Source organism: Ornithinibacillus californiensis (assembly GCF_001038485.1).
Classification (GTDB): domain Bacteria; phylum Bacillota; class Bacilli; order Bacillales; family Amphibacillaceae; genus Ornithinibacillus; species Ornithinibacillus californiensis.
Genome location: NZ_LDUE01000067.1, coordinates 41,076 through 66,432, shown reverse-complemented (window position 1 = coordinate 66,432; position 25,357 = coordinate 41,076). Strand labels below are relative to the sequence as shown.

Annotated in this window: 32 protein-coding genes and 1 other RNA gene; 20 read left to right on the top strand and 13 right to left on the bottom strand. The window is 37.1% G+C overall.

The window, feature by feature from the left end; genetic code table 11:
• Positions 1 to 157 precede the first annotated feature (157 nt).
• Entirely contained in the window at positions 158 to 1,420 is a 1,263-nt protein-coding gene (locus tag TE34_RS20845; RefSeq protein ID WP_157037574.1) for a transposase, read from the bottom strand.
• 227 nt (positions 1,421 to 1,647) lie between these two features.
• Here TE34_RS20845 and ffs point away from each other — a divergent pair.
• The 5 genes from ffs to TE34_RS18495 all read left to right on the top strand — a co-directional run bounded on the left by ffs (position 1,648) and on the right by TE34_RS18495 (position 5,308).
• An RNA gene (gene ffs / locus TE34_RS20470) (signal recognition particle sRNA large type) lies at positions 1,648 to 1,911 on the top strand.
• Between the two features lie 165 nt (positions 1,912 to 2,076).
• The gene (gene dnaX / locus TE34_RS18510) at positions 2,077 to 3,759 is read left to right on the top strand and encodes a DNA polymerase III subunit gamma/tau (RefSeq protein WP_047986299.1); all 1,683 of its coding nucleotides are present in this window, start codon (positions 2,077 to 2,079) and stop codon (positions 3,757 to 3,759) included.
• 228 nt (positions 3,760 to 3,987) lie between these two features.
• Positions 3,988 to 4,308, top strand: coding sequence for a YbaB/EbfC family nucleoid-associated protein (locus TE34_RS18505; RefSeq protein ID WP_047986298.1), 321 nt, complete (start codon positions 3,988 to 3,990; stop codon positions 4,306 to 4,308).
• 163 nt (positions 4,309 to 4,471) lie between these two features.
• Positions 4,472 to 5,068 (top strand): recombination mediator RecR, encoded by a 597-nt coding sequence (gene recR, locus TE34_RS18500; protein WP_047986297.1) that lies wholly within the window; start codon positions 4,472 to 4,474, stop codon positions 5,066 to 5,068.
• Between the two features lie 15 nt (positions 5,069 to 5,083).
• On the top strand, positions 5,084 to 5,308 hold the full coding sequence (locus TE34_RS18495) for a YaaL family protein (protein ID WP_047986296.1): 225 nt from the start codon (positions 5,084 to 5,086) through the stop codon (positions 5,306 to 5,308).
• 52 nt (positions 5,309 to 5,360) lie between these two features.
• On the opposite strand, the gene TE34_RS21150 is transcribed toward TE34_RS18495, so the two are convergent.
• The 11 genes from TE34_RS21150 to TE34_RS18450 all read right to left on the bottom strand — a co-directional run bounded on the left by TE34_RS21150 (position 5,361) and on the right by TE34_RS18450 (position 11,619).
• A complete protein-coding gene (locus TE34_RS21150; protein WP_157037674.1) occupies positions 5,361 to 5,528 on the bottom strand; it encodes a hypothetical protein in 168 nt (55 codons plus the stop codon).
• Between the two features lie 80 nt (positions 5,529 to 5,608).
• Complete coding sequence (dnaN, locus tag TE34_RS18490; protein ID WP_047986295.1) at positions 5,609 to 6,739, bottom strand: DNA polymerase III subunit beta; 1,131 nt, start codon at positions 6,737 to 6,739, stop codon at positions 5,609 to 5,611.
• Between the two features lie 56 nt (positions 6,740 to 6,795).
• Positions 6,796 to 7,266 carry an NUDIX domain-containing protein gene (locus TE34_RS18485; protein ID WP_047986294.1) on the bottom strand — a complete coding sequence of 157 codons (471 nt, stop codon included), beginning with the start codon at positions 7,264 to 7,266 and terminating at the stop codon, positions 6,796 to 6,798.
• 71 nt (positions 7,267 to 7,337) lie between these two features.
• Positions 7,338 to 7,874, bottom strand: coding sequence for a GNAT family N-acetyltransferase (locus TE34_RS18480; RefSeq protein ID WP_047986293.1), 537 nt, complete (start codon positions 7,872 to 7,874; stop codon positions 7,338 to 7,340).
• A gap of 36 nt (positions 7,875 to 7,910) precedes the next feature.
• A complete protein-coding gene (locus TE34_RS18475; RefSeq protein ID WP_047986292.1) occupies positions 7,911 to 8,879 on the bottom strand; it encodes a phosphotransferase enzyme family protein in 969 nt (322 codons plus the stop codon).
• 67 nt (positions 8,880 to 8,946) lie between these two features.
• Positions 8,947 to 9,327, bottom strand: a complete 381-nt coding sequence (locus TE34_RS18470) for a hypothetical protein (RefSeq protein WP_047986291.1) — start codon at positions 9,325 to 9,327, stop codon at positions 8,947 to 8,949.
• Between the two features lie 74 nt (positions 9,328 to 9,401).
• A complete protein-coding gene (locus TE34_RS18465) occupies positions 9,402 to 10,214 on the bottom strand; it encodes a nucleotidyltransferase domain-containing protein (RefSeq protein ID WP_236687187.1) in 813 nt (270 codons plus the stop codon).
• Complete coding sequence (locus TE34_RS18460) at positions 10,207 to 10,494, bottom strand: hypothetical protein (RefSeq protein WP_047986290.1); 288 nt, start codon at positions 10,492 to 10,494, stop codon at positions 10,207 to 10,209. The genes TE34_RS18465 and TE34_RS18460 overlap by 8 nt, the downstream gene beginning before the upstream one ends.
• A 126-nt stretch (positions 10,495 to 10,620) precedes the next feature.
• A complete protein-coding gene (locus tag TE34_RS21645; protein ID WP_269083199.1) occupies positions 10,621 to 10,752 on the bottom strand; it encodes a hypothetical protein in 132 nt (43 codons plus the stop codon).
• A gap of 131 nt (positions 10,753 to 10,883) precedes the next feature.
• Entirely contained in the window at positions 10,884 to 11,063 is a 180-nt protein-coding gene (locus TE34_RS18455; RefSeq protein ID WP_047986289.1) for a hypothetical protein, read from the bottom strand.
• Between the two features lie 31 nt (positions 11,064 to 11,094).
• Positions 11,095 to 11,619, bottom strand: a complete 525-nt coding sequence (locus TE34_RS18450) for a hypothetical protein (protein ID WP_047986288.1) — start codon at positions 11,617 to 11,619, stop codon at positions 11,095 to 11,097.
• Positions 11,620 to 11,932: 313 nt separating this feature from the next.
• On the opposite strand from TE34_RS18450, the gene TE34_RS18445 reads away from it, so the two are divergent.
• The 12 genes from TE34_RS18445 to rsmI all read left to right on the top strand — a co-directional run bounded on the left by TE34_RS18445 (position 11,933) and on the right by rsmI (position 19,962).
• Positions 11,933 to 12,199 carry a pro-sigmaK processing inhibitor BofA family protein gene (locus tag TE34_RS18445; RefSeq protein WP_047986287.1) on the top strand — a complete coding sequence of 89 codons (267 nt, stop codon included), beginning with the start codon at positions 11,933 to 11,935 and terminating at the stop codon, positions 12,197 to 12,199.
• Between the two features lie 79 nt (positions 12,200 to 12,278).
• Entirely contained in the window at positions 12,279 to 12,473 is a 195-nt protein-coding gene (locus tag TE34_RS18440) for a sigma factor G inhibitor Gin (protein WP_047986286.1), read from the top strand.
• A gap of 85 nt (positions 12,474 to 12,558) precedes the next feature.
• Positions 12,559 to 13,986, top strand: a complete 1,428-nt coding sequence (locus tag TE34_RS18435; protein ID WP_053075136.1) for an aminotransferase class I/II-fold pyridoxal phosphate-dependent enzyme — start codon at positions 12,559 to 12,561, stop codon at positions 13,984 to 13,986.
• Positions 13,983 to 14,618 carry a dTMP kinase gene (gene tmk / locus TE34_RS18430; protein ID WP_047986284.1) on the top strand — a complete coding sequence of 212 codons (636 nt, stop codon included), beginning with the start codon at positions 13,983 to 13,985 and terminating at the stop codon, positions 14,616 to 14,618. The genes TE34_RS18435 and tmk overlap by 4 nt, the downstream gene beginning before the upstream one ends.
• A gap of 13 nt (positions 14,619 to 14,631) precedes the next feature.
• Positions 14,632 to 14,961 (top strand): cyclic-di-AMP receptor, encoded by a 330-nt coding sequence (locus tag TE34_RS18425; RefSeq protein ID WP_047986283.1) that lies wholly within the window; start codon positions 14,632 to 14,634, stop codon positions 14,959 to 14,961.
• Between the two features lie 27 nt (positions 14,962 to 14,988).
• On the top strand, positions 14,989 to 15,429 hold the full coding sequence (locus TE34_RS18420) for a YaaR family protein (protein ID WP_047986282.1): 441 nt from the start codon (positions 14,989 to 14,991) through the stop codon (positions 15,427 to 15,429).
• 220 nt (positions 15,430 to 15,649) lie between these two features.
• Positions 15,650 to 16,636 carry a DNA polymerase III subunit delta' gene (gene holB / locus TE34_RS18415; RefSeq protein WP_047986281.1) on the top strand — a complete coding sequence of 329 codons (987 nt, stop codon included), beginning with the start codon at positions 15,650 to 15,652 and terminating at the stop codon, positions 16,634 to 16,636.
• A gap of 4 nt (positions 16,637 to 16,640) precedes the next feature.
• Positions 16,641 to 17,468, top strand: a complete 828-nt coding sequence (locus TE34_RS18410) for a PSP1 domain-containing protein (RefSeq protein WP_047986280.1) — start codon at positions 16,641 to 16,643, stop codon at positions 17,466 to 17,468.
• 15 nt (positions 17,469 to 17,483) lie between these two features.
• Positions 17,484 to 17,822 (top strand): DNA replication initiation control protein YabA, encoded by a 339-nt coding sequence (gene yabA, locus TE34_RS18405; RefSeq protein ID WP_084710780.1) that lies wholly within the window; start codon positions 17,484 to 17,486, stop codon positions 17,820 to 17,822.
• Positions 17,823 to 18,088: 266 nt separating this feature from the next.
• A complete protein-coding gene (locus TE34_RS18400; protein WP_047986279.1) occupies positions 18,089 to 18,829 on the top strand; it encodes a tRNA1(Val) (adenine(37)-N6)-methyltransferase in 741 nt (246 codons plus the stop codon).
• Positions 18,822 to 19,115, top strand: coding sequence for a GIY-YIG nuclease family protein (locus TE34_RS18395; RefSeq protein ID WP_047986278.1), 294 nt, complete (start codon positions 18,822 to 18,824; stop codon positions 19,113 to 19,115). The genes TE34_RS18400 and TE34_RS18395 overlap by 8 nt, the downstream gene beginning before the upstream one ends.
• Complete coding sequence (rsmI, locus tag TE34_RS18390; RefSeq protein ID WP_047986277.1) at positions 19,093 to 19,962, top strand: 16S rRNA (cytidine(1402)-2'-O)-methyltransferase; 870 nt, start codon at positions 19,093 to 19,095, stop codon at positions 19,960 to 19,962. Before TE34_RS18395 ends, rsmI begins: the two co-directional genes overlap by 23 nt.
• A gap of 66 nt (positions 19,963 to 20,028) precedes the next feature.
• Here the strand turns inward: rsmI and TE34_RS18385 are convergent, their stop codons facing one another.
• Positions 20,029 to 20,304 carry an AbrB/MazE/SpoVT family DNA-binding domain-containing protein gene (locus TE34_RS18385; protein ID WP_047986276.1) on the bottom strand — a complete coding sequence of 92 codons (276 nt, stop codon included), beginning with the start codon at positions 20,302 to 20,304 and terminating at the stop codon, positions 20,029 to 20,031.
• 365 nt (positions 20,305 to 20,669) lie between these two features.
• Here TE34_RS18385 and metG point away from each other — a divergent pair, with 365 nt between their 5' ends.
• The 3 genes from metG (at position 20,670) to TE34_RS18370 (ending at position 25,089) form a co-directional block, all read left to right on the top strand.
• Positions 20,670 to 22,622, top strand: a complete 1,953-nt coding sequence (gene metG, locus TE34_RS18380) for a methionine--tRNA ligase (RefSeq protein WP_047986275.1) — start codon at positions 20,670 to 20,672, stop codon at positions 22,620 to 22,622.
• Between the two features lie 266 nt (positions 22,623 to 22,888).
• The gene (locus TE34_RS18375) at positions 22,889 to 23,659 is read left to right on the top strand and encodes a TatD family hydrolase (protein WP_047986274.1); all 771 of its coding nucleotides are present in this window, start codon (positions 22,889 to 22,891) and stop codon (positions 23,657 to 23,659) included.
• 248 nt (positions 23,660 to 23,907) lie between these two features.
• Entirely contained in the window at positions 23,908 to 25,089 is a 1,182-nt protein-coding gene (locus TE34_RS18370) for a G5 and 3D domain-containing protein (RefSeq protein WP_047986273.1), read from the top strand.
• Positions 25,090 to 25,357 lie beyond the last annotated feature (268 nt).

Below are 25,357 nucleotides of genomic sequence, written 5' to 3'. Positions count from 1 at the left end.
TTTGAGTTTCCGCAAAACGTAAAAAAATCAACCTTTGATTATGAACTACGACAAAAATACAGAAGAGTCTAAAGTATTTAGCCAAAAAAAGGAATTTTGGCGTCCTCAAAGAGAGCCTATCCAAGGCTCTTTTAAAAATTTAGTTTTTAGGGTCTTTTTAGCTAACCAATTTTAATTCTAACTGACGAGGAAAGTTATGGCGTATTCGAAACCAACCCTGAACTCCTTCCCTGGCATAGGCCAATGTCGACAAAATACCCTCTGCAAGCTGATAATAATAAAATTGAATATCTTTACGGAGTGCTTTGGCATTTTCAATAAGCTGACGTGATAGCCTGCTGGTGCTCATTTTATCGGCAAGAAGGCCTAATAAACCAATCGCATATGTTAATAATTGATTGAGATTATTAATGGATGTCAAACTCCTGACGCGGAAATCTTCAAATCCAAAATGTTGTTTCTTAAAACGGAAATATTCTTCAATACGCCATCTCGACATGTAGGTCCTTACGATGTGAATGGCATCTTCTTTACTTTGGATTACCTTGTTCGTAGCTAACATCATTGGCGTTTTCCCAAGCCCATAAACGAGGATAAGACTAATTGGATTTTTACTGGCAGTGACTTTTATATTCAAATGGCTAATGTACACCGTCTCTTTTTTCTGTTTTCCATCTTCACTAAACAGTAAGGTAGTTTTAATTTTCCCTTTCCGTGAATCCCTAAGTACAGCGGCTTTAAACCATTTTCCTTTCCAAAACAATTTTCGATTTTCCTTCAAACGGATAATGAAGTCTTGTTTTTGTTTATGCATGAAATGAAACAGTGCATTCATATCATAACCGCGGTCAAATACGAATGTAGCTCTTGATTTCAAACTGGAAATGACTTGATTTAAACCTTCAAATAGTACTTCATTTGTAGATTTATAATCTTTTTCTTTCGATGAATGAATATGGGAAAACAAACTGACAGGTTGCTTCTTCTTAGTCGTCAATCCGACCATTTCCGTTACTAGGTAGCCCTTTTCAATTTTATTGTCTTTTGAAGAACCGTCTCGCACTTCACCAAGGGCTTCAAACTTTTCACCATGGGGTTTAATCACATCGGAATCATCCACTAGAATTACTGGGTGCTCCCCTAAAGCCTTTGTGACCTTTTGTGTATAGTTTTCTTGGATTTCTGGAGATAGCGTACGCCCAAGGTTTTGACTGAGCCGATCAATGGTATTTTTAATGCGGATTGGCTCATTTAAAGCTGTAGCTATATTCTTAAGGATTGTACTTCCGGACCTTAATATACCGTAAATTGATTGGGTTACAAACTTGGATTCAACCCGACGATTACCTGGCACCAAACCTTTTGAAAAATTAACAACTTCCCGTTTCGTAGCGTACACATCTGTGGTAGAATTAAACATGAAAAACCCTCCTATAGATTTGTTTAGTATCTTTTTGGCTGTCTACTAAAATTATACTAAACCTTGGTGGGTTTTTCCTTGTTTTCCCCTAAAATTGCCACTTTTCATTACTTTCTGAACTGGATTTTCACTTTATCTCTTCTTTTATGTCACTTTCTAATATTTTTGCGGAAACTCAAACAGCGAGTCCATTGATTTTTTCTCTCAACATGTTATAATGGGTATTACCGTGCTAGGCGGGGAGGTAGCGGTGCCCTGTACTCGCAATCCGCTGTAGCGAGGCTGAATTCCCATCTGAGGTGGATGACCGTGTGGCTGCCTCAAGGGATTGGTGTTGACGTTTAGGTCCTGCGCAACAGGAACCCACGAACCCTGTCAGGTCCGGAAGGAAGCAGCAGTAAGTGGTCATTCCTGTGTGCCGTAGGGTCACCTAGACCGAGCCATGAACTTGAGTAACGCATGGGGTTATCTCATCAACGATGGGTGCACGGCATACATATTGTGCATAAACCTCTTGTATTTTACAAGAGGTTTTCTCGTACCTCATTAAAAATCCTCTTCATTATAACTCCATTATCAATTTTTCTTTTCATTATCATTCACATTCGAACTCAAAATCGTTATAATTAGGTAGAAATCATAGAGGGGAATCTGTTATGAGCTATCAAGCATTGTATCGCGTCTGGCGTCCAAGAACGTTTGAAGACGTAGTAGGCCAAAGTCATATAACAAGAACACTACAAAATGCCATTGTTCAGGAGAAATTTTCACATGCTTATTTGTTTACAGGCCCTCGTGGAACTGGTAAAACAAGTGCAGCGAAAATTTTTGCAAAAACAATTAACTGTGAGCATGCTCCAGTGAAAGAGCCTTGTAATGAATGTGCGGCATGTCGTGGCATCCAGGATGGTTCCATCTCGGATGTTATTGAGATTGATGCTGCTTCCAATACAAGTGTAGATGATATCCGTGAAATACGAGATAACGTCAAATATGCATCTAGTGTTGTTCCATACAAAGTTTATATTATTGACGAGGTACATATGATCTCAGTTAATGCCTTTAACGCATTACTGAAAACATTAGAGGAACCTCCAAAGCATGTTGTGTTTATATTAGCTACGACGGAACCACATAAAATTCCACTGACGATTATTTCAAGATGTCAGCGATTTGATTTTAAACCAATCTCAAATCAAGCTATCGTGGAGCGTATGCAAACGATTCTAACTGCTGAAGAGGTTAGTGTAGCAAAAGAAGCCTTAGATGCGGTAGCATTAGCTGCAGAAGGTGGAATGCGTGATGCACTTAGCATACTAGACCAAGCCATTTCGTATAGCGAGGAACAGGTAGAATTAGAGGACGTGCTTGCCGTTACCGGTGGCGTATCGCAAAAAATACTCACCGACATCGTAGCTGCGATGCATGAGAAGGATGTCCAATCCGCTCTAAGAATGCTTGACCAACTGATTCAGAACGGAAAAGACCCAGCACGATTCGTCTATGATGTCATCTATTTCTTGCGTGATTTATTGCTGTATAAGAGTGCGCCTTCCCTAGAAGGAATCTTGGAACGTGCGTTAGTGGATGATGATTTTAAACAATTATCTCAGCATGTACCAGAATCATGGATTCAACATGCCATCATGCAACTAAATCAAACACAACAAGAAATGAAATGGTCAAACAATCCGAAAGTGTTTATAGAGATTGCGATCATTACCATCTCTAATCGATATCAGGAGTCTGCAGAGACAACGAATTCCGTGTCTTCAGATGCAGTGATGCAGCTAACACAGAAATTAGCACAGTTGGAGAAAGAAATTACCAACTTAAAAGAAGCACCACAACAAACAAATGTGGCAGCACAGCCTGAAAAACGTAGAACACAACCAAGTAAATCGAAGAATAGCTACAAGATTCCATATGAACGAATTCGTCATGTACTGAAAGAAGCAGAAAAACCAGCATTAAAAGAAGTTCAATCCGTCTGGGCCAACTTCCTAAACAAACTAAAAACAACAAGTGCCCCAGCACATGCAACAATCCAAGATTCAAAGCCAGCCGCAGCATCCGATTCGGCTTTAGTTGTATCATTCAAATATGAAATCCACTGTTCCCTTTTCTTAGATAACCGCGAACTAGTGGAATCCGTATTAACGAGTGTACTAAATAAATCCCTAACCATTATTCCAATTCCGGATAATGCGTGGCAAGAACTAAGAAATGAATACCTAAAAAATCAAGAACCATCCAACCCAGAAGAGCAAAAAAGCGACCCAATCGTAGACGAAGCAAAAAAACTCTTCGGCGATGATTTGATTGAGATACATGATTAATAATAAGGTTAGTTTCTAAAGGAATCATATTTTGTAATTAACAAAATCGCACTGAGTGGCTAGAATACACGGAGACTCCTGCGGGAGGAAAGGCATCGGTGAGACCCCGCAAGAGCGTTAGCTCTGAGGAGGCTCACCAGCCGCCCGCGGAAAGCGAAGTGTATTCTAGCCACGGACTTGGTAAGAACAACTAAATTCTAAAATGAATATTAAAAGGAGGCGTTTTCCATGAAAGGTATGGGAAATATGGGCAATATGATGAAACAAATGCAAAAAATGCAAAAGAAAATGATGCAAGCACAAGACGAACTACACGAAATGGTATTCGAAGCATCTGCAGGTGGCGGAATGGTAACCATCAAAGCAAACGGTAAAAAAGAAATTACCGACGTAGAAATTAAAGAAGAAGTAGTCGATCCAGACGATATCGACATGCTACAAGACTTGATCCTTGCAGCAACAAACGACGTCCTAAAACAAATTGACGATAAAACCAACGAAACAATGGGTCAATTTACGAAAGGGTTAAACATGCCAGGAATGTTCTAATTGTCTAGCTTCAGGCGCCAGCGACTAGTGGACTTCCTTCACCTCCGTACGATAAGTCAACATCGACTTCCTCCGGTCGTCGTGTTTCCTTTATCTCCTACGGCTCAGTCCACTCCATACGTCGCTAAGCGGGCGCCTTACGCTTTTCTAAGGGGGAAACACCATGTATTATCCAGAACCGATTTCCAAGCTAATTGATAGCTTTACAAAATTGCCAGGTATTGGGCCAAAGACGGCTGTTCGTCTGGCTTTTTTTGTGTTAAATATGAGAGACGATGATGTACTGCAATTTGCAAATTCACTTGTCAATGCCAAACGTGAACTGACACATTGCTCGGTCTGTGGTCACATTACCGACCAGGATCCATGTTCCATTTGTTCGGATACGTCCAGGGATAACTCAGTGATCTGTGTTGTTCAAGATCCAAAAGATGTTATTGCGATGGAGAAAATGAGGGAATTTCGCGGGAAGTATCATGTCCTTCATGGCGCAATTTCGCCAATGGATGGAATTGGTCCAGAAGACATAAATGTTCCAGATTTGTTAAATCGTTTAAAAGACGAAGAAGTGAATGAAATCATTTTAGCGACAAACCCTAATATCGAGGGAGAAGCAACTGCCATGTACATTTCGCGTTTAGTAAAGCCATCTGGTATCCGAACAACAAGAATTGCACATGGTTTACCAGTTGGTGGCGATTTAGAATATGCAGATGAAGTTACATTATCGAAAGCGCTAGAGGGTAGGAGAGAACTGTAAAGTCAGGTGACATAAGTGGGAAGAAAGAAAAGAAAGCAAAAGCGAGAGGTCGATGAGCTTTTACTGGATGCTATCTTTTCCATCGAACATGAGTGGAAACAAATAAAATCACTCATCGGTAGGTCAATTGAACCGACATTTGAGGGAAGTAGCACAGAGAAACTTGCTCAATCTAAATATTTATTTTTACTGAGGGAAGCAAGACACCGTAAGATTAGTGCGGTGAGATATAGTAAATAGTGAAAAAGCACTTACAATATTGTAGGTGCTTTTTTGCATAAATTCATCAGCTTTATTCTTTATGTACAAATTTTATTTTTGAAGTCACAAGATATACTGCGATAAACGTTAACATAAAATCGGTATAAGGGTTATTCGAACCGTCAAATAGAATTGTACCAATAGCAAACACAATAAATGTTAAAAATAATAAAGCCAATACATACATACCATTTTGCAACATAATTCCTCCCAGAAAATAAATTGATAACCGTTCTTATGTTTACTTGGGACTAAATCCACGTAGCCTTTTAAGAAAGCTTAATAAGTCCTAACAGGAGAGATAAGCTGTACATGAGATTCATCTCCAATTGGGAAAATTAAGATTGGTCTCATTGAACCATTAAAACATAATTTAACTTCATTTTCTTTGATTACTTTTAAGGCTTCTATCATAAAATTGCCATTAATAGTAACACTTAGCTCTTCTTCTCCAGATATATCTTTAATGTACTGTTCTTCTTTTATTTGTCCCATTTCAGATGATTTCGAGGAAATTACTATTTTGGAGTTGTCGTTTATTTCTAATCTTATATTGTTATTTCTCCATTCACTTGCAAATACACTAGCTCTTTCAATACCTTCTAACAATTGCTTCGTATCCAATGTAATAATAGTATTGGCTTGTTGTGAAACTAACCCTGATACACTAGGATAATTCCCTTCAATTAATCTTGAGTAAAAGGATATCTTATCCGATTTGAAAACTATATTTGTTTTCGTTGCAAATATATCAATTTCAGTTGTATAAGTACCGAATAACTTTATTAGTTCAGTTAAAGATGAGCTTGGAACGATAAATGATTCATTTAAATCTGACTTAACTTCATGCTTTTTTAAAGATAATCTATGTGAATTCGATGCGACACAAGTAAGAAGATTCGTTTTAAATGAAAAACTAACCCCAGTGAGCACTGGGTTTGTTTCCTGTTTAGAAGCAGCGAAGAGTGTTTGCTTAATAATTTCTATCAAATCTTTACTTGATAATGTAACTACATTATTGGAATTAACCGTTGGAAGAGATGGGTATTCTGTTGTATGAAGGCCATTCATTTTCGTGACTATTCCTTCAGATTGTATAGTTACGGTTTGATTATCATCAGCTTTAACATGAATATCATTGGGTAATTTTTTTATTATTTCACTTAAATACTTAGCAGAAAGCACGATACTGCCTGTCTTCAGAATCTCTAACCTAGTTAACTCATCATTAGCGATAGGAATTGTTCTTTCTATAACAAAATCTGTATTACTTCCTATTAGTGTTAAACGATCAGTTTTTGCGACTATTTTAATTCCTGTTAAGATGGGTAATGCAGTTTTAAGCGATACCACACTACTTACTTCTGCTATAGCCTTTTTTAGATAGTTATTATTTATTTTGAACTCCATAAAAAAATCCCCTTTTTGTTCAAGTAAGCTGCACTCGTTTGTTGAGCAAAAAAAAATTAGTTTCTGTTCGAATCATCAATTTCTAAGTTTAAAGTACTCTCCCACCAAACATCGTTATTTCCATTTAAGTAATTGTTAATTAGATCTCTGAACGGATAAGGTTGTAGGTTATTATCATCTAAATCCCGTCCGTTACACCAAAAAAACTCAAGGTGTGATTCAACTGATTTTGGATTAGCACTGCTCTCAATCTCATTACTTGTTACTTCAAAGACCTGATTGATTTCACAATTAAGGACGCCATTTTTCTCCCACTTGTGTTCAACTAATCCTAGGAATCTTCCAACTTTACAGTTTATGCCTATCTCCTCTTTCATTTCTCGTTTTAGTGTATCTTTTGCACTCTCACCAAATTCAATATGACCACCTGGTAAAAAAGTATTGGTATAGCTTTTTGCTTGTGCAAGTAACACTTTATTATCACTAATAAAGAGCCCTCTTGCTAGATGGTGGAATGGTTTTTGCACAGATTTTACCCCCTAAATTAAGATTTGTTCTGTTAAACTAACGCAGTCTTAATGGTAGTAACTAACATTTCTTACTGCGCATTCAAGTACTCACCTTTAAGAATTCCCATGGTAATGATGTCTTGCCATTTTCCATTTCTATATAGACCTTCTCTTATTACTCCCTCTTGCACAAATCCAAGTTTCTTATAGATATGTATAGCTCTTTCATTGAGAGAGAAGACCCTAAGTGAAACACGATGTAAATTTAATTCTAAAAACGCATAATCTAGTAACAATTTTAGAGCTTCTGTACCGTATCCCATACCCCAATATTCCTTCTCACCAATATCGATAATACATTCAGCGTTTCTATTTTTTGTATCGATATTTATTAGTGACGTTACACCAATTGGAATATTCCTATCCCTCTGTTCAATAATGTAACTCTTAGAAGAGGTTGAATTAAGTATAATATTATCGACAAAATTTCTTGTTTCATTAAGCGTATATAAATCTAAAGATAGATTTGTTGTTTTCATTACATCTAGATCATTTCTCCAGGAGTGATATGTTTCAATGTCCCTTTCCTCCATTTTCCGAAGCAGAAGCCTATTTGAACTTAACATTTACCATCATCTCCTTAGATCTTTATATAGAAGTCATTAATTAATTTCTAAGTAGGGTACATCTCTCTCAATTTTATTCTTCATATTATTAAGTTTTTCTTTAACTTTTCTATTGTTTTTTTGTTCTTTTGATAGGAAATTAGAAAAATAAATATAGGAGTAAATGCGTCTGTAATTTAAGAAAAACTGCAATTTAGTAAGCCAATAGGAATCAATATTATTCTCAGTTGAATAGCCATCTAAAAATGTCTTAATGAATAGTTGGGCAAATTCTTCTCTTCCTTTGTTGTCATTTTCATCAATAGATTGGACAGCATGATATATAACAATTGCAATATCATATATAAACCAGTTGTATTCGCAATCACCAAAATCAAATAGGATTATTTCATCTTTATGTAGATAAAAGTTTCCTTGATGTAGGTCATTATGTATTATGCCATAACTATTTTTATCCTTTGGTAGTTTACTAAGTTCACCAACAAATGTATTCCATTTTTTAACTACTACTTCACTAACTTCATTTAAATCACCTCTAAATAGTAATCCCATATTCCAATCTTGCTGTTTTATTGTATTATCTAGGGGAACGTATCTTTTCGATAAACCATGTATTTTGCCAAGTGTTTGTCCCAACTTATAAAATAAATCCTTATTCCAAGTTTCAGTATCGGTAACATTAATGAAGGTACCTTTTGCTTTCTCAAAGGCTAAGACATAGCACGCTTTTTCGTCATCTAAATTAATAGTCTCTATATGCTTACCATTACGAGATAAGAGAGGTGGCGTTACATTAACTCCTGACGAATGTAGATATCTTATCCAATCCAGTTCTGCAATAATAGAGTTTTTACTATAAACCGAACTAGGATAAAACTTAAGTATAAAACTCTCACCATTTCTATTGCATTCAAATACATTATTTGAAAATCCACCAAGTAGTTTTAAATCCAATCTATCAGCATCAAATCTCTCTGCACCTTTAGATACAATAGATTTATCCAATTTCTCTCCCCCCTGATCGACTTTTTAAGTAACGAACACGTTTGTTCAATAACAATTTTACTGACATCTAATTAGCAATTCGCTTCAATAAAGTAGTTAATAACAAACTGATATGAAAATATATCAACCCAGGGACGGCTCCAAGTAAAAGAATAGGAAGAAGTGAGATTTCTGAAATGCTTCCTTGAATTAGTGAAAATACAGTGATGATAACCATCCCACCAAGTCCGTACAAACCGAATGAAATAAGATACTTATTAAATTTGTTATTCAGCTTTCTTTTATCTAATTTGTAATCAATTGTAACGGAAAACAAAGTTCCTATAACGATAAAAACAGGTAACGAAACCCATAATGCGGATAAAAAGTACTCGGAACCTGAAGTTAAAAGTATGCCTAAAACAATAGCACTAAGGATCGGTGAAAGGATTTTCACTATAATATTCAAGATATATTCACCTCGACTATTCAAATTTACAGACTAGAAGTAAACCCTTCTTTTTCACTAAACTACCCCGTTTTCTATTTAGCAATTTTGGCTTCGTCTAAGAAATTGGTACTAGCCCATTCCCCATTACTCTTAAACAAACTGTACACAGTCTCACGGTCAGTCGGCGGTTCATCTATCCAATGAAGTAGTGTCCGAATAGTCGATTCTTTATCTGGGAAGTAGTGGATAAAGACTTCAGACTGCTCATGAAGTCGCGTCGTCCAAATTTGAGAACGTGCCATTACCATTGAATAATAGGTTCGAATAAGTTTACGAGCAAAGCCTTGTGTGATTTTTTTAAAATCTTCCGCAGAAGCTGTTTCTAACCTTTTCAATGTTCTAGTAAGAACTTCATGAATATCACCATTAAAACTAATTGCTATTTCTGAGGTGAGTTTATACGGACCAAATCGTTCTCCTAAATCTTCTCCATATATACAAACGCTGATTTCCTTAAGAAATGCATTTTCGTAATAATTTGAAGGGGCGGTCGTATAGTTGTAATCTGCTACAGCTATACCAACATCACTAACAAGCGAACAATACTTTAGTGACAGCTCACTAGCAAGTTTTTTTAACTCGGCTAACTCTTCCGTACTGAGTTGGGTGTGAAACATAGCAATAAGGTCTAGATCCGATTTCTTTACAATCGCATCTCCTCTAGCTACGCTTCCATACAAGTAAACACTATGTAGTTGTTCAGGAAACAAGATTTTAAGACTTTCAACAGAATCTTGAATGCATGGAACATAAACTTCATCAATTTTGTCTCTGCTAACATCACTAACAATAAACCCATTAGCGTCTAAACCATGACCAACTTTTAAATCCTTTATTTCAATCACCGCCTTTTAGCTCATTAAGCGTTATACGAATGATTAGCCTTTCACCACATTGTTTACAATGATATACATGATTTTTTGCATACATTAGTCGATCAAGGTTTTCATATCCACCGCATTCAGGACAACGTAACTTCTTCTTATCCAAGATGATATAGGATAGCAGAAAGATTCCTGAAAAAATAAACAATATCCAATAATAAAATCCAGCAACAAATGTAATTCCAAATAACAGGACAAAACTAAAACCGAGGTTGATACTATCTCTTGATATAGATTTCACCGCTCATCCTCCTAAAATAAATAAATAACTTCTGGATCTTATTGAATTAAACTGCCTTTAATTGTTAGTATCAATCTAACGCTACTTCCCTTATCTTGTTATTGCACAAATTGGATAAAGAGTATTTTATTTATCCTTGATTTCTTCTAATAAAGAAATTACTTTTTCATTTTGTTTTATAATAGTATTATTTTGCTTTCTAATTGCCGTAAAATCGTATAAAAACACTACTAACACTATTGCGATAAAGATATTCACTGCTATTTCCCCCCTAACCCCAATTGTACCTAATAATCCTTATTAAACTCTTTTTCCCCTTTAGTACAATAAGTTCTGCAAAAATAGCGCTAATCCTACTTGAATTAACGCACTGTCAGTGAAATTACAACTTATTGTCCTTTTTCATTTGATTGTTCTAATAGCTCTATAATTCTTTTGTTCTGTTTAACTTGAATTTCACTATTGTTTTTAATTTGGCTCACCCATATTAAAACTAGAATCCCTATCACAAATGGCAATAGTACTGTGATTAGTGATGCCAAAATACCAAATCCACTGAAAGAACCCATTGTTTTCACCCCCGTTAATGAATCGCTGTTATTACAAGGAACCTAAAAAATCACCAATACGTATTAACATAACTTCTACTTTATGTTCTTCATTTAAGTTTGCTTCTCCAGTTACTAGTTCAACTTCTGATTTTTCACTGCCTTCATTTTGATACTGTAATTCTACGGTGAAATCATAAATAATTTCTTCCGATTCTGTTTTGTCAAATTCGATATTTTTTATCTTAAAGTTGTAATCTTTTTTGATTGCTTCAATCAATATTCTTGAACTTTGATTGCTCATTACAAATTCCTCAAAGGCTGTTTCATTTGCAAAATAATCTTCAAAATGTTCCCTTTCATATTGGAGTAGATCATCGATAATAGATCCTTCCTTATTAATTATTTCCTTTAATTCATCATTTGGACCCGAAAGTGCATTCTGTAAAACAGATTCCATTGTCTTTATGTTTTCATCCTGTGTTTCCTGTTCTGTATTATCAGTACAACCTGCTATCAAAAGAATAAGTGAAGCGAATAAAACGATTGCTAATAATTTATGCGTTGTTTTTTTCATCTAAAGTCCCCCTATTAGTAATACGGCAAATTATGTTAATGGGTTTCAAAAGTAATATTATTCGCTTGTTGCTCTTCAACTCTATTGCCTCGTTAATTTAAGTACACTTCTACTATCCTAATATATATCCTAACATATCAATCTGAATAATTTTATTTTTCTATAATAAACAAATCAGATCAAAATTATCATGAAATTTCCTCCAGACTTAGGGATGTGATTGAGAATCCGATTATTAATTAAAATCAGTTCTTTTTCTACCTCCCAAAGCATAATTACTTATAAGGGACAAGTTTAAAGGAGTTGATTTTAGTTGGATCCTACTATCGTTATTTCTATTATGGTTGCTGTTATTGTGCTGCTACTATTTGTTGGGACATCATTTAAACCAATGCGTTTTCTTGTTAATGGAACAGTCAAGTTAGGCATTGGTATTTTATTTTTATTCTTTTTTAATGTCATCGGTGGTTCGTTTGGGTTACATATTCCAATCAATTTATTTACTGCCGTTGTTTCTGGATTTTTAGGGCTATTTGGTGTCGCTTCTCTTGCAGCGATTCATATGATTATTCTTCCATAGTTAAAAGTTTCAAAGATTTATAGTATACCTTTCGTTAAACGTGGACAAACTAGTTATTAGTTTAACGGAGGTGGGGAAAATGGAAGAAAGAGTAATAGAATTAAATCATTGTGGAATATGTGAGGAAAAGAAGCACAGAGGTATTCATTTATACCATATGTTTATCTGTACGGAGTGCGAGTACAACATGATTCATACCGAACCCCGTGAGGAAAAATATAATTATTATCTACAAAAATTAAAAAATATTAATCAACCGACATTGTTTTCATAGATTCAGACATGGTCTTTGCATATTTTCTTGCAAAGGCCTTTTTTGTTGTTATGATATTGGTATCAGTCTTGAAAGGGAAATGAACATGAATCATCAAGCAATGCCTCTACTGCAGCAGTTAGTCGATGTAAAAAATCATAAGCCAGTTTCTTTTCATGTCCCGGGACATAAAAGTGGAGAAATCTTTTCTGAAGTGGCTAAACCTTATTTCAAGTCCATATTACCGATAGATTTAACAGAGATAACGGGGCTAGATGATTTGCATGCTCCACAAGGAGTTATCAAAGATGCTCAAGATCTCGCAGCCGATTATTTCGGAGCAGCGCATACCTTTTTCTTAGTTGGCGGAAGTACGGCAGGTAATCTTGCCATGATACTAGCGGCTTGCAAACCGGGAGATAAAATTATCGTTCAGCGTAATAGTCATAAGTCGATTATGAATGGCTTGGAGTTAAGTGGTGCAAAGCCTATTTTTATTAGTCCAGAATACGATAGTAGCGTTCATCGTTATACGGCACCTAGTTTTCAAACTATCCAACAAGCAATATGCAATCACCCTGAAGCAAAAGGATTAGTGTTGACTTATCCGGATTACTTTGGAAATACATATGATATCAAACAGATTATTGACTTTTCCCATCAACACCAAATCCCTGTTTTAGTGGATGAAGCGCATGGCGTACATTTTTCTCTTGGAGATCCTTTACCAAAATCGGCACTAGCACTTGGAGCAGACGTTGTCGTACAGTCTGCACATAAGATGGCACCGGCGATGACAATGGCTTCACTCTTGCATATCCAGTCAGACCTAATATCGAAGGATTCTATTGCACATTATCTACAACTCATCCAATCAAGCAGTCCATCCTATCCATTAATGGCTTCACTGGATGTGGCAAGGCATTATCTAGCAAATCTATCTAATGAAGAATTGAATGCTATATCCGAAAGTACTACGAAACTTAAGCAAACCTTTCAATTAGGAATGCATTGGAGAGTATTGCAGGGAGATGACCCGTTAAAGATTACGTTACATGTAGTAGACGGACTATCTGGATATGAGGTAGCAAAGCATTTTGAGAAGCATCACGTTTACCCAGAGCTAGCAACGGAAAAACAAGTCTTATTCATTCATGGACTTCACGTTTTTCAAGAGTTTTCACTTGTGGAGAAAATAGTAAAATCCATCAATGAACAATATAAATATAAGTCAAATCATGCTACAATAGAGATAAGTAAACTATTTAAGGAGCCCATACAGGAACTAGCTGTTAGCTATCATGAAATGCTTTATTTACCGAAGAAGAAAGTTCAGATTAATCAGGCTATCGGCTTGATTGCTGCTGAAGCCATCATCCCTTATCCACCTGGAATTCCGATTATATTAAAGGGAGAACGGATTACCGATGAACAAACAAAGCTAATTCAGCATTTAATACAGCAAGGGGCAACAATTCAGCACCAGGATATCGAACAAGGCATCCAGGTTTTTCTAAAGGAGAATAATACGTGAGTGGTTATTTTATAACGTTTGAAGGTGGGGAAGGAGCAGGTAAAACTTCGATTCTTCATTCCATCGCAAAGAAGCTTGAAAAACAAGGGTTTGATGTCATAACAACACGCGAACCAGGTGGCATTGATATTGCAGAAAAGATCCGCAATATTATCCTTAATCCATTACATACAGCAATGGATGGAAGAACAGAAGCACTACTCTATGCCGCAGCAAGAAGACAACATTTAGTAGAAAAGGTTTTTCCTGCATTAGAACAGGGAAAAATTGTACTATGTGATCGCTTTATTGATAGTAGTCTTGCCTACCAAGGTTATGCAAGAGAACTTGGCATTGATGAAGTCTTCACAATAAATCAATTCGCCATTCAGAATGCGATGCCGGATTTAACGTTATTTTTTGATATTGAGCCTCGAAAAGGTTTAGAGCGAATTGCTGTGAATAAAGATCGAGAAAGAAATCGCCTCGATTTAGAAAATCTAGATTTTCATGAGAAGGTCTATGAAGCATATCAGCTTTTAGTGAAGCGGTTCCCTGAAAGAATTAACGTTATTAATGCAGATCAGACAATCGAGAGAGTTGAAGAAGACAGCCTATCATTAATAACCCAATATCTAAATACAATAGAGTAAAGGGGGTTAGCGTATGAAACTAGTTATGGCAGTTATTCAGGATAAGGATTCCAATCGATTAACGGATGCACTTGGAAAAAACAACTATAAGTCTACAAAGCTGGCAACAACGGGTGGATTCTTAAAAGAAGGTAATACGACGTTGATTATCGGCTGTGAAGACGAGCAAGTGAATGATGTAATGCAAATCATTAAAGAAAATTGTTCGCAACGTGAGCAAATGGTTGCCCCAATTTCTCCGATGGGCGGAAATGCCGATTCGTATATTCCAAGACCTGTTAAGGTTGAGGTTGGTGGAGCAACGGTCTTCGTATTACCAATCGAATCATTTTTCCAATTTTAATTAAAACCTTGGAAAGGGGCTGAGCAGATGAAGATAAGCCAAGATATACTTAAGCAAATCGATACGTCGCAGCAAAACAATCGTACAACCAAGCAAAATCAACCATCCTTTGCGTCAATTGTTCAGTCCCAAGCCCAAAAGATGAACACATCCGAGCTACAAAGATTAATGAGTGATATTTCACTGCAAGGTGACCGTTTAGCACGGTATCGATCGTTTAAGGACTTAGTAAAATTTAAGCGGCTAATTAAACGATTTTTAGAGGAATCTGTATCGAATGGATTGGATTTACAGCAGTCATTGAGTTTTAGTTATACAGGAAGTAGTCGGAATATGACGTTAGTTAAAGAGATAGATGAGAAGTTGATGGAATTAACGGAAGAGATTATGAATCAGGAAAAAAAGACAGTGGATTTATTAGGTCTTATTGGTGAGATTAAAGGTCTGCTGGTTAATTTATATACTTGAGATTATATGTGTTGGATAATCATTTAGATAAAAATAATCTATGCTCTGAGCGGGTCGAATACACGGAGACTCCTGCGGGAGGATAGGCCTAGGTGAGACCCCGCAGTGCGTTAGCACGAGGAGGCTCACCAGCCGCCCGCGGAAAGCGGAGTGTATTCGACCCGCGGACTCGGTAGGTGAGCAAGGTGGACATGCATTATTTTTAATGAGGAAGGTTTTTATGAAGACTTGGATTGATGTTGGTGGGATACAGCCGTTGGCTAGTAAGGTTATTACGAATAGTATTATGAAGGATCGTATTTCACATGCGTATTTGATTCAGGGTGCACGTGGGACGGGGAAAGAGGCTATTGCTGTTTTGGTTGCTAAGGTTTTGTTTTGTAAGCAAAAGTCTGGTGTTAATCCTTGTTTAACCTGCGTGGACTGTAAACGAATTGATTCACGAAATCATCCGGATGTCCATTGGATTGAACCGGATGGTCAATCGATTAAGATTGAGCAGATTAAAAACTTACAAAAGGAATTTACTTATTCTGGCCTAGAATCAGACCAGAAAGTTTATATAATAAAAGGTGCCGAAACTTTAACAGCGAATGCTGCGAATCGAATTCTTAAGTTCTTAGAGGAACCAAGTAAGCAAACAACGGCGATTATGCTGACGGAGAATAGTCAGTCGATTTTGCCTACGATTCGGTCTCGGTGCCAAATCATTGATTTACAACCATTAAATCCCCTACATTTTCAGCAAAGACTAGTCGAAGCGGGGTTAGATGATGCCACGGCACGATTAATGAGTGGGCTTACGAATAATCTGGATGAAGCAATTGAGTGGAGTCAAGATGAGTGGTTTGCCGAAGCGAGAAAGTTAGTGGTACAATTAATTGAAGCATTTACAGATAATTCAAATGATGTGTATTTGTTTATACATAATCATTGGTTACCGCATTTTAAAGAGAGAAACCAGCTAGAACAAGGATTCGATCTATTGCTTCTAGCATTTAAGGATATACTTTATTATCACCTTGGAAATGAAGAGTCATTTGTCTTCTTCCAAGTTGATGAACGGTTGGAACGCTTAGGAATGGCTTTCTCACAGGAGAAACTAGTAACTATACTACATGATTTACTAGGCGCCAAACGGAAATTAAAGCAAAATGTCCATCCGACACTTGTGATGGAACAGGTAACACTTCAAATAGAGAGGTGAAAGCATGATAGGGGTAATAGGAGTCCGTTTTAAAAAAGCGGGTAAAATATATTATTTTGACCCAGCCGAACATGATATAGAATTAGATAGCTATGTTATTGTTGAAACGGTAAGGGGAATTGAGTTTGGTAAAGTTGTGATCGCAAATAAAACAGTAGACGAGGAAGACGTCGTGCTTCCATTGAAGAAGGTTCTTCGTGTTGCAACGGAGAATGATAAACTTACTGTTATGCAAAATAAGGAATATGCGGAACAAGCATTTACAGCTTGTACAGATAAAATTATCGAGCATAATCTTGATATGAGTTTGGTTGATGTAGAATATACATTTGATCGCAATAAGATTATTTTTTATTTTACCGCGGATGGTCGTGTTGACTTCCGTGAGTTAGTAAAAGATTTAGCAGCAATGTTTAAAACACGTATTGAGCTGAGACAAATTGGTGTCCGCGATGAAGCGAAGATGCTTGGTGGAATAGGACCTTGTGGTAGAATGTTATGTTGTTCTACTTTTTTAGGAGATTTTGAACCTGTTTCTATTAAAATGGCAAAAGATCAAAATTTATCACTAAATCCGGCTAAAATATCTGGTTTATGTGGAAGATTAATGTGTTGCTTAAAATATGAAAATGATGAATATGAAGAAGCTAAGCGAGAGCTTCCAGATCTAGGTCAACATGTGAAAACTCCACATGGAGCAGGGCATGTTGTTGGTCTAAATATTCTTGATCGCGTGATTCAAATTGATATTCCAGCTAAAGAACGTGTAATCGAATATACCTTGGATGAACTCATCGAAGAAGGAATTGTGACAGCTCAGGGCCAAGAATAATGGAGTGAGTCGAAATTGCAGAAGAGAAAAATATTTGACCAAGTATCTGACATGGAAAAACAAATTGGAGAATTATATGAACAGCTAGGTGATTTAAAAGGGAAGCTGAGTGATTTGTTAGAGGAAAATCACCGTCTTTCCATGGAGAATCATCATTTGCGTAACCGACTGGATGGTTGGGAGCCAGACCAAGAATCAACTGGTGAGGAATTTACTAAGTTACCAAGTGAGGGTTATGATAACTTGGCGCGGTTATATGAAGAAGGCTTTCATATTTGTAATTTAGAATTTGGTAGTCCAAGAAGAAACGAGGATTGTATGTTTTGTCTAGATTTTCTTAGTAAAAAGAAATAACATATAATATAGCTGTCTGGTGTAGATTAAGCCCAGACAGCTTTTCTTTATTTAATTTTCTTGCCTGACCCGCAGCCCGTATACACTTCGCTTTCCGCGGGCGGCTGGTGAGCCTCCTCAGAGCTAACGCTCTTGCGGGGTCTCACCTAGGCCTGTCCTCCCGCAGGAGTCTTCGTGTATACGGGCTGCTCAGTGCAATAAACCAATAAATTCACTTTCCCAATGTAACAATTATATAATCTTTCATATAGAAAGGATTTATGGAAATGATTCAATTATATGATGACGAGAGACTTGATTATTTGACGATGGATGAGGGGTTGCAGATTATTCAGAGTCCGAGTGCTTTTTCTTTTTCGTTGGATGCGGTATTATTAGCTAATTTTGCGTCTATACCGATTAAGAGGGGGAGTATTTTGGATTTGTGTAGTGGGAATGGGGTTATTCCGCTTTTGCTTTCCAGGAAAACGAAGGGCAATATTGTTGGTGTTGAGATACAGGATCGTATTTTCAATATGGCCGAGCGGAGTGTGGAGCTTAACCAACTGACGGATCAAATTAGGATGATACATGGTGATCTTCGTAATCTAAAAGGGGAGTTAGGCCATTCTAGCTTTGATGTCGTGACCTGTAACCCACCATATTTTAAAACACCTTCTAGTACGGAGCATAATCAAAATGAACATTTAACTATTGCCAGACACGAGGTTCTCTGTACATTAGATGATGCTGTTAAAGCATGTAAATTACATGTCAGACCTGGTGGAAAAGTAGCGATGGTGCATCGGCCGGGAAGACTAGTTGATATCCTAGCGACATTTCGTGCATATAAACTAGAACCAAAACGATTACGACTGGTCTATCCTAAAAAAGGGCGAGAGGCGAATATGTTGCTCGTAGAAGGTATCCGTGACGGAAAAGCAGATTTACATATTTTACCCCCGTTATATATTTATAATGAAGATGGTACATATACAGAGGAAGCGAGTGAGATTATTTATGACTGAAGAAGAACATATTGTTTATATTTTAAAATGTGGTGATGGTTCACTATATACTGGCTATACGAATGATTTAGAAAATCGGCTTAACGTACATGAATCGGGTAAAGGTGCCAAATATACGCGAGGTCGCGGGCCATTTCAAGTGATGTTTGTTGAAAAGTTTTCTACGAAAGAAGCGGCCATGAAACGAGAGTATGAGATTAAGCAATTAACCCGAAAAGGTAAATTCGAATTAATTCGGGATAAATTGAAAGAGGTTATGCAGAATGATCATTCAAAAGAGCTTTGAAACTCGTGAAGTAGGATCGATATATGTGGTTCCAACCCCTATTGGGAATCTAGAAGATATTACTTACCGAGCGCTTTCAATATTAAAGTCTGTATCGGTCATTGCTGCAGAGGATACGAGAAATACCATTAAGCTATTAAACCATTTTGAGATTTCAACACCACTTATTAGCTATCATGAACATAACAAAATAGGACGCGAAGACCAGCTACTAGAAAAGTTGGCAAATGGAGAATCGATTGCATTAGTTAGTGATGCAGGAATGCCAGCAATATCTGACCCTGGATATGAAATCGTTAAAGCAGCTACCGAAAAAGAGTTCCCGGTTGTCGTTCTACCAGGCGCAAATGCGGCATTATGTGCATTAGTCGGATCAGGGCTACCGAATGAAGAGTTTTTATTTTATGGCTTCCTCCCTCGAAAGCAAAAAGATAAGGAAGCGGAATTAGAACGGTTAGGAAGACTACAAGCAACACTACTATTTTATGAGTCACCATACCGCATTAAAGACACGTTGAAGACGATTCAAAAACAACTGGGTAACCGCAATATTGCCATTGCCCGTGAATTAACGAAGCGTTTTGAAGAATACGTACGTGGAACAGTGGATGAGCTAGTAGAATGGTCGAAAGAAAACGAACCGAAGGGTGAGTTTTGTATTGTAGTGGAAGGACGTTCCGAGACGCTGGAGATAGAAACCGCCTCTTGGTGGGAAGAATTAGAACTTGCTGACCATGTGGAGCATTACGTTCAGGATGGTCTTTCAAGTAAAGATGCTATCAAACAGGTTGCAAAAGATAGAGACCTTCCGAAGCGAGAAGTATATCAAGCCTACCATATTGAATGAAATAAAAAAGAGCTCAACATGTGGGAGTCGGTACCTGGTGTTGCGGCTCTTTTTTAATCCTACTACTTATTTAAACTGTGATTGAATTTCCTCTATGAGTTGTTTTGCTCCTTCTGGGCTCAAGACTATCTTTCCATTTGCTAGAGAGATATTTTCGTCAGAGGATTCCCCAGTAATTTGGCATGCCATATTTGGCTGATACTTTTTTAATACTACTTTGTCATTATCCACATAGATTTCAAGTGGATCTTTAATATTAATATCTAATGTTCTGCGCAGTTCAATTGGAATTACTACTCTTCCAAGTTCATCTACTTTTCTAACTATACCAGTAGATTTCATTAAACTTCCCCTCCTCCTATCAGGCCCAATTTCGTCATATTTCGACACTTTTCTTTGCTATATTAGCAAACGATTCCTATTGATGTCAATCTTGTTGACGTAATAATAGGAAAATTTTACGAATTAATATTCCTTCCTTTATTACCCATTCCTTTGGAGGGCTAAACCAAAATTTTGAAAAAAACTTTAAAATAATTCCATTAAAGTGATAAAAAGTAAGGTTGTCTAGCTTGTTTTTGTCTAAAACATCGATATAACGCTAATAATTCAACATAGGAGTTATACTTTGGATATGAAAAAATGGAAATCTATTGTTAAAATCGATACAATAGAAGAATCATAAAAGGTTGTGAGGAGGCCATCTGATGAGTGAAAAGAAAACATTTTATATAACAACACCTATTTATTACCCAAGTGGTAAATTACATATTGGACATGCTTATTCCACTGTTGCTGGGGATGCTATTTCCCGTTATAAACGTATGCGTGGCTATGATGTAATGTATTTAACAGGTACAGATGAACATGGACAAAAGATTCAACGAAAAGCAGAAGAACAAGGTGTTACCCCACAAGCATATGTGGATGACATTGTAAGTGGCATTCAAGACTTGTGGAAACGATTAGAAATTACGAATGATGATTTTATTCGTACGACACAAGAACGTCATAAGAAAATTGTAGCCAAGATTTTTGATCAGTTAGTAAAACAAGGCGATATTTACTTGGACCAGTACGAAGGCTGGTATTGTACGTCTGATGAGTCCTTCTTTACGGAGCGTCAACTAGAAGATGGTCATTGTCCAGATTGTGGCGGAAAAGTAGAGATGGTAAAAGAGGAGTCATACTTCTTTAAGATGAGTAAGTATGTCGATCGTCTTGTTCAGTACTATGATGAGCATCCGGAGTTTATCCAACCAGAAAGTCGTAAAAATGAAATGCTAAATAATTTCATTAAGCCAGGACTAGAAGATTTGGCTGTTTCCAGAACGACTTTTGACTGGGGAGTAAAAGTACCAGGGGATCCAAAGCATGTTATTTATGTATGGATTGACGCGTTAAGTAACTATATTACGGCGCTTGGTTACGGTACAGATAATGATGAGAAGTATAAGAAGTATTGGCCGGCAGATGTGCATTTAATGAGTAAAGAAATTGTCCGTTTCCATACGATTTATTGGCCAATTATGCTAATGGCACTAGATTTACCATTACCGAAGAAGGTATTTGCTCATGGTTGGATTTTGATGAAAGACGGTAAAATGTCGAAATCAAAAGGGAATGTTGTCGACCCAGTAAGCCTAATCGATCGTTATGGTCTAGACGCATTACGTTATTATTTACTACGTGAAGTTCCATTTGGCTCTGATGGTGTATTTACACCAGAGGGATTTGTCGAGCGTACGAACTTCGACCTAGCTAATGATTTAGGAAATCTTCTAAATCGTACGGTAGCAATGATTGAAAAATACTTCGATGGTGAGCTTCCTGCATATCGTCTTGCGGAAACAGAAGTAGATGAATCACTAGAATCAATGACGAAGGAAACGATTAAAAATGTAGAAGATGCTTTAGAAAATATGCAGTTCTCTGTTGCGTTATCTTCTATTTGGCAGCTAATTAGTAGAACGAATAAATATATTGACGAAACGACTCCTTGGGTTCTAGCGAAGGATGAGGAGAAAAAAGCTAGACTAGGTAATGTTATGGCTCATCTAGCAGATTCTCTTCGTATTGTTGGGGTCATGCTACAACCATTCTTAACCAAATCACCTAATGAAATCTTTAAACAATTAGGTGTTCAAGATGAGGCACTAAAAGAGTGGGAAAGTATCTATGAACTTGGACAAATAAAAGCTGGCACAAAGGTAGAAAAAGGTGCTCCAATATTCCCTCGATTAGAGGTTGAAGAAGAAGTAGCGGCTATCAAGGCAATGATGCAAGGTCCAGCAGTAGAGGAAAAAGAAGAAACAAAAGAAGCGGATAAAAAAGCTGAGATCATTTATGATGATTTCATGAAACTAGATATGCGAGTGGCAGAAGTTATCCATGCAGAAAAAATGAAAAAAGCAGATAAACTACTAAAACTGCAACTAGATCTAGGAAATGAAAAACGCCAAGTCATCTCAGGAATCGCCGAGCATTATTCACCAGAAGAAATGATAGGTAAAAAAGTAATCTGTGTAACAAACCTAAAACCTGTCAAACTTCGCGGCGAAATGTCAGAAGGAATGATCCTCTCCGGAGAAGACCAAGACGGCAAACTATCCCTAGCAACCGTAGAACAATCATTACCGAATGGGTCAGTTGTGAAGTAGAGATTGTTTATAGATTATAACTATTGGTAGATGAAATTACAGACAATTATTGCACTGAGCAGGCAGAATACACGGAGACTCCAGCGGGAGGATAGGCATAGGTAAGACCCCGCAGTGCGTAAGCACGAGGAGGCTTACCAGCCGCCCGCGGAAAGCGAAGTGTATTCTGCCTGCGGGCTATAGTTGGAGGCGAACAATTAGAAACAAAAGAGGTCAGCATACTACATCTGTAGCAGTTGGCCTTTTCTCATAGAAAGGACGATAGCATGTTATTTGACACACATGTTCACATGAACGCCAGACAATTCCTAGAAGACCGAGAAGAAGTCATCCAACGAGCATTCGACACCGGCGTAAAATATATGGTCGTCGTCGGATTTGACCGAGAAACCATTCCACTAGCAATCGAAATAGCAGAGGAATACGAAACGATATACGCAGCAGTTGGCTGGCACCCTGTAGACGCAATCGACATGACCGATGAAGACTTAGCATGGATCGAGGAATTATCACAGCACCCCAAGGTTGTGGCAATCGGCGAAATGGGCCTAGATTATCATTGGGATAAATCACCCAAAGATGTTCAAAAAGAAGTCTTTCGTAAGCAATTACGATTAGCGAAGAAAGTTAAGATGCCAATTATTATCCATAACCGAGAAGCAACAAAAGATATTATAGAGATTCTTCAGGAAGAGAATGCTAGCGAAGTAGGAGGAATCATGCATTGTTATAATGACTCCATGGAATACGTGCCAGCTTGTCTCGATATGAATTTTTATATTTCTCTAGGGGGACCTGTTACATTTAAAAATGCACACTTACCGAAAGAGGTTGCTGCAGAAGTCCCTATGGATCGACTCCTTATAGAAACTGATGCCCCCTATCTTGCACCACATCCTAACCGTGGCAAGCGAAATGAACCAGCATTTGTAAAGTTAGTAGCAGAAAAAATAGCAGAAATAAGAGAAATGTCATTAGATGAATTAAGCGCAAAAACAACGGAAAATGCTTTTAACATTTTTCGAATAAATGGTTAAATTAGTTAAAATTAACTATAAAAATCATAATTTGTTCAAAGTTTTAGACCAAATAGACTAGAATAATTCTAGTCTATTTTTTTGGATTGAAAGATTGTAGTAGCAAGGCTTTAACCTACTTCCATTAAATGAATGAAACATTCTATTATCTACTTTGTAATGAAATTGTAAAGGAACCGTAATCCTATAAATATTTACATTTACATAATAGTGTCTATATAATCAATTCGAATAAGGAGGCAAGATGCATGCGAATTCTTTCAAAGCTATTGCCGGCCTCGAAACGGATGCTGGTTATTTCAAGTATTGGTATAATTGCGCTATTAGCATTTACCAGTGTAATACTATTTCAAGCAACACAAAAAGAAGTAGTTTTTGCTGAGAATGGCGAAGATAGAACAATTGATACACATGCTAATACGGTAGCAGAGCTACTAGAAGAAGTAGGAATTAAAGTCGGAGTGCATGATGCATTATCACATGACTTAAGTGCAGAGATTGCAGACGGTATGAAAATAAATTATAAAAAAGCTAGTAAAATTGTTGTAACAATTGGCGATGAAGAAAAAGAATACTATACAGTTGCAGATACAGTAGGAGATTTCCTAAAAGAAAAAAGTCTAACCGTCTCTGAGCATGACGAGTTGTCCCATCAACTAGATGAGTCAATCAAAGATGGCCTGAACGTTTCGATCAAGCAAGCTTTCCAGGTAACGATAGCTGATGGTGGAAAAGAAGTGAAGGCGTGGACAACAGGTGGTTCTGTTCAAGAATTATTGGATTCTCGCAGTATCAGTCTCACAGAGCTTGATAAGATAGAACCAGCTCTTGATGAAACAATTACCGAGGATACAAAAGTCTCCATCGTTCGAGTTGAGAAGAAAACAGAAGACGTAACCGATTCTGTTGCTTTCCAAACAGAAACAAGGGAAGATAGCTCACTTGCTAAGGGTAAGCAGCAAGTTATCGCTAATGGCGAAGAAGGAACCGTTGTAAAAACATATGAAGTTACATATGAAAACGGTGAAGAAGTTAACCGAGAATTAGTAAAAGAAGAAGTAACGAAAGAAAGTAAAAACCGTATTGTAGCAGTTGGTACAAAGGAACCCCAAAATCTTGTTACATTATCAGCTGGCAGTGGCAAAGAATTTACAATGACAGCTAGTGCTTTCACGGCTTATTGTAGTGGGTGTTCTGGTTATACAACAACAGGGATCAATCTAAAAGCTAATCCAGACATGAAAGTCATCGCAGTAGACCCAAATGTTATACCTCTTGGTACCAGAGTATGGGTAGAAGGCTATGGAGAAGCAATCGCTGGAGATACAGGTGGCGCAATAAAAGGAAACCGTATCGACATCCACGTCCCAACAAAAGCCGACGCATACAAATGGGGCGTAAGAAAAGTTAGAGTGAAAATTTTAGATTAATGAAATCAATGCTCTTACCATGGTATAGTGGTAAGAGCATATTTTGTTTAGTGAAGTTAATTTTATAGTTCACCCCTCCAATTATCGAAGTGAGCGGGTAGAATACATAGAGAGTCCAGAGATGATGAAGAATGAAAGGCCACCAATCTACATTTTGATAACGATTATGTGCTGAAATGAATAATAGAAGGCTGCTAATCACCAAATTGATAAGGTTAATATGCCAAAATGAAGAATGAAAGGCCACCAATCTACATTTTGATAACGA

Bases quoted from the DNA above. Each gene is read 5' to 3' on its own strand.
- TE34_RS18505 (WP_047986298.1), top strand. From the start codon at position 3,988: ATGAAAGGTATGGGAAATATGGGCAATATGATGAAACAAATGCAAAAA.
- TE34_RS18385 (WP_047986276.1), bottom strand. From the start codon at position 20,304: ATGAAATCTACTGGTATAGTTAGAAAAGTAGATGAACTTGGAAGAGTA.
- TE34_RS18400 (WP_047986279.1), top strand. From the start codon at position 18,089: ATGATTCAATTATATGATGACGAGAGACTTGATTATTTGACGATGGAT.
- TE34_RS18425 (WP_047986283.1), top strand. From the start codon at position 14,632: ATGAAACTAGTTATGGCAGTTATTCAGGATAAGGATTCCAATCGATTA.
- TE34_RS18410 (WP_047986280.1), top strand. From the start codon at position 16,641: ATGATAGGGGTAATAGGAGTCCGTTTTAAAAAAGCGGGTAAAATATAT.
- TE34_RS18450 (WP_047986288.1), bottom strand. From the start codon at position 11,619: ATGAAAAAAACAACGCATAAATTATTAGCAATCGTTTTATTCGCTTCA.
- dnaX (WP_047986299.1), top strand. From the start codon at position 2,077: ATGAGCTATCAAGCATTGTATCGCGTCTGGCGTCCAAGAACGTTTGAA.
- TE34_RS18395 (WP_047986278.1), top strand. From the start codon at position 18,822: ATGACTGAAGAAGAACATATTGTTTATATTTTAAAATGTGGTGATGGT.
- TE34_RS18370 (WP_047986273.1), top strand. From the start codon at position 23,908: ATGCGAATTCTTTCAAAGCTATTGCCGGCCTCGAAACGGATGCTGGTT.
- holB (WP_047986281.1), top strand. From the start codon at position 15,650: ATGAAGACTTGGATTGATGTTGGTGGGATACAGCCGTTGGCTAGTAAG.
- TE34_RS18455 (WP_047986289.1), bottom strand. From the start codon at position 11,063: ATGGGTTCTTTCAGTGGATTTGGTATTTTGGCATCACTAATCACAGTA.
- TE34_RS18480 (WP_047986293.1), bottom strand. From the start codon at position 7,874: ATGTTAAGTTCAAATAGGCTTCTGCTTCGGAAAATGGAGGAAAGGGAC.
- TE34_RS18420 (WP_047986282.1), top strand. From the start codon at position 14,989: ATGAAGATAAGCCAAGATATACTTAAGCAAATCGATACGTCGCAGCAA.
- TE34_RS18435 (WP_053075136.1), top strand. From the start codon at position 12,559: ATGAATCATCAAGCAATGCCTCTACTGCAGCAGTTAGTCGATGTAAAA.
- TE34_RS18440 (WP_047986286.1), top strand. From the start codon at position 12,279: ATGGAAGAAAGAGTAATAGAATTAAATCATTGTGGAATATGTGAGGAA.
- metG (WP_047986275.1), top strand. From the start codon at position 20,670: ATGAGTGAAAAGAAAACATTTTATATAACAACACCTATTTATTACCCA.
- dnaN (WP_047986295.1), bottom strand. From the start codon at position 6,739: ATGGAGTTCAAAATAAATAATAACTATCTAAAAAAGGCTATAGCAGAA.
- TE34_RS18375 (WP_047986274.1), top strand. From the start codon at position 22,889: ATGTTATTTGACACACATGTTCACATGAACGCCAGACAATTCCTAGAA.
- recR (WP_047986297.1), top strand. From the start codon at position 4,472: ATGTATTATCCAGAACCGATTTCCAAGCTAATTGATAGCTTTACAAAA.
- TE34_RS20845 (WP_157037574.1), bottom strand. From the start codon at position 1,420: ATGTTTAATTCTACCACAGATGTGTACGCTACGAAACGGGAAGTTGTT.
- rsmI (WP_047986277.1), top strand. From the start codon at position 19,093: ATGATCATTCAAAAGAGCTTTGAAACTCGTGAAGTAGGATCGATATAT.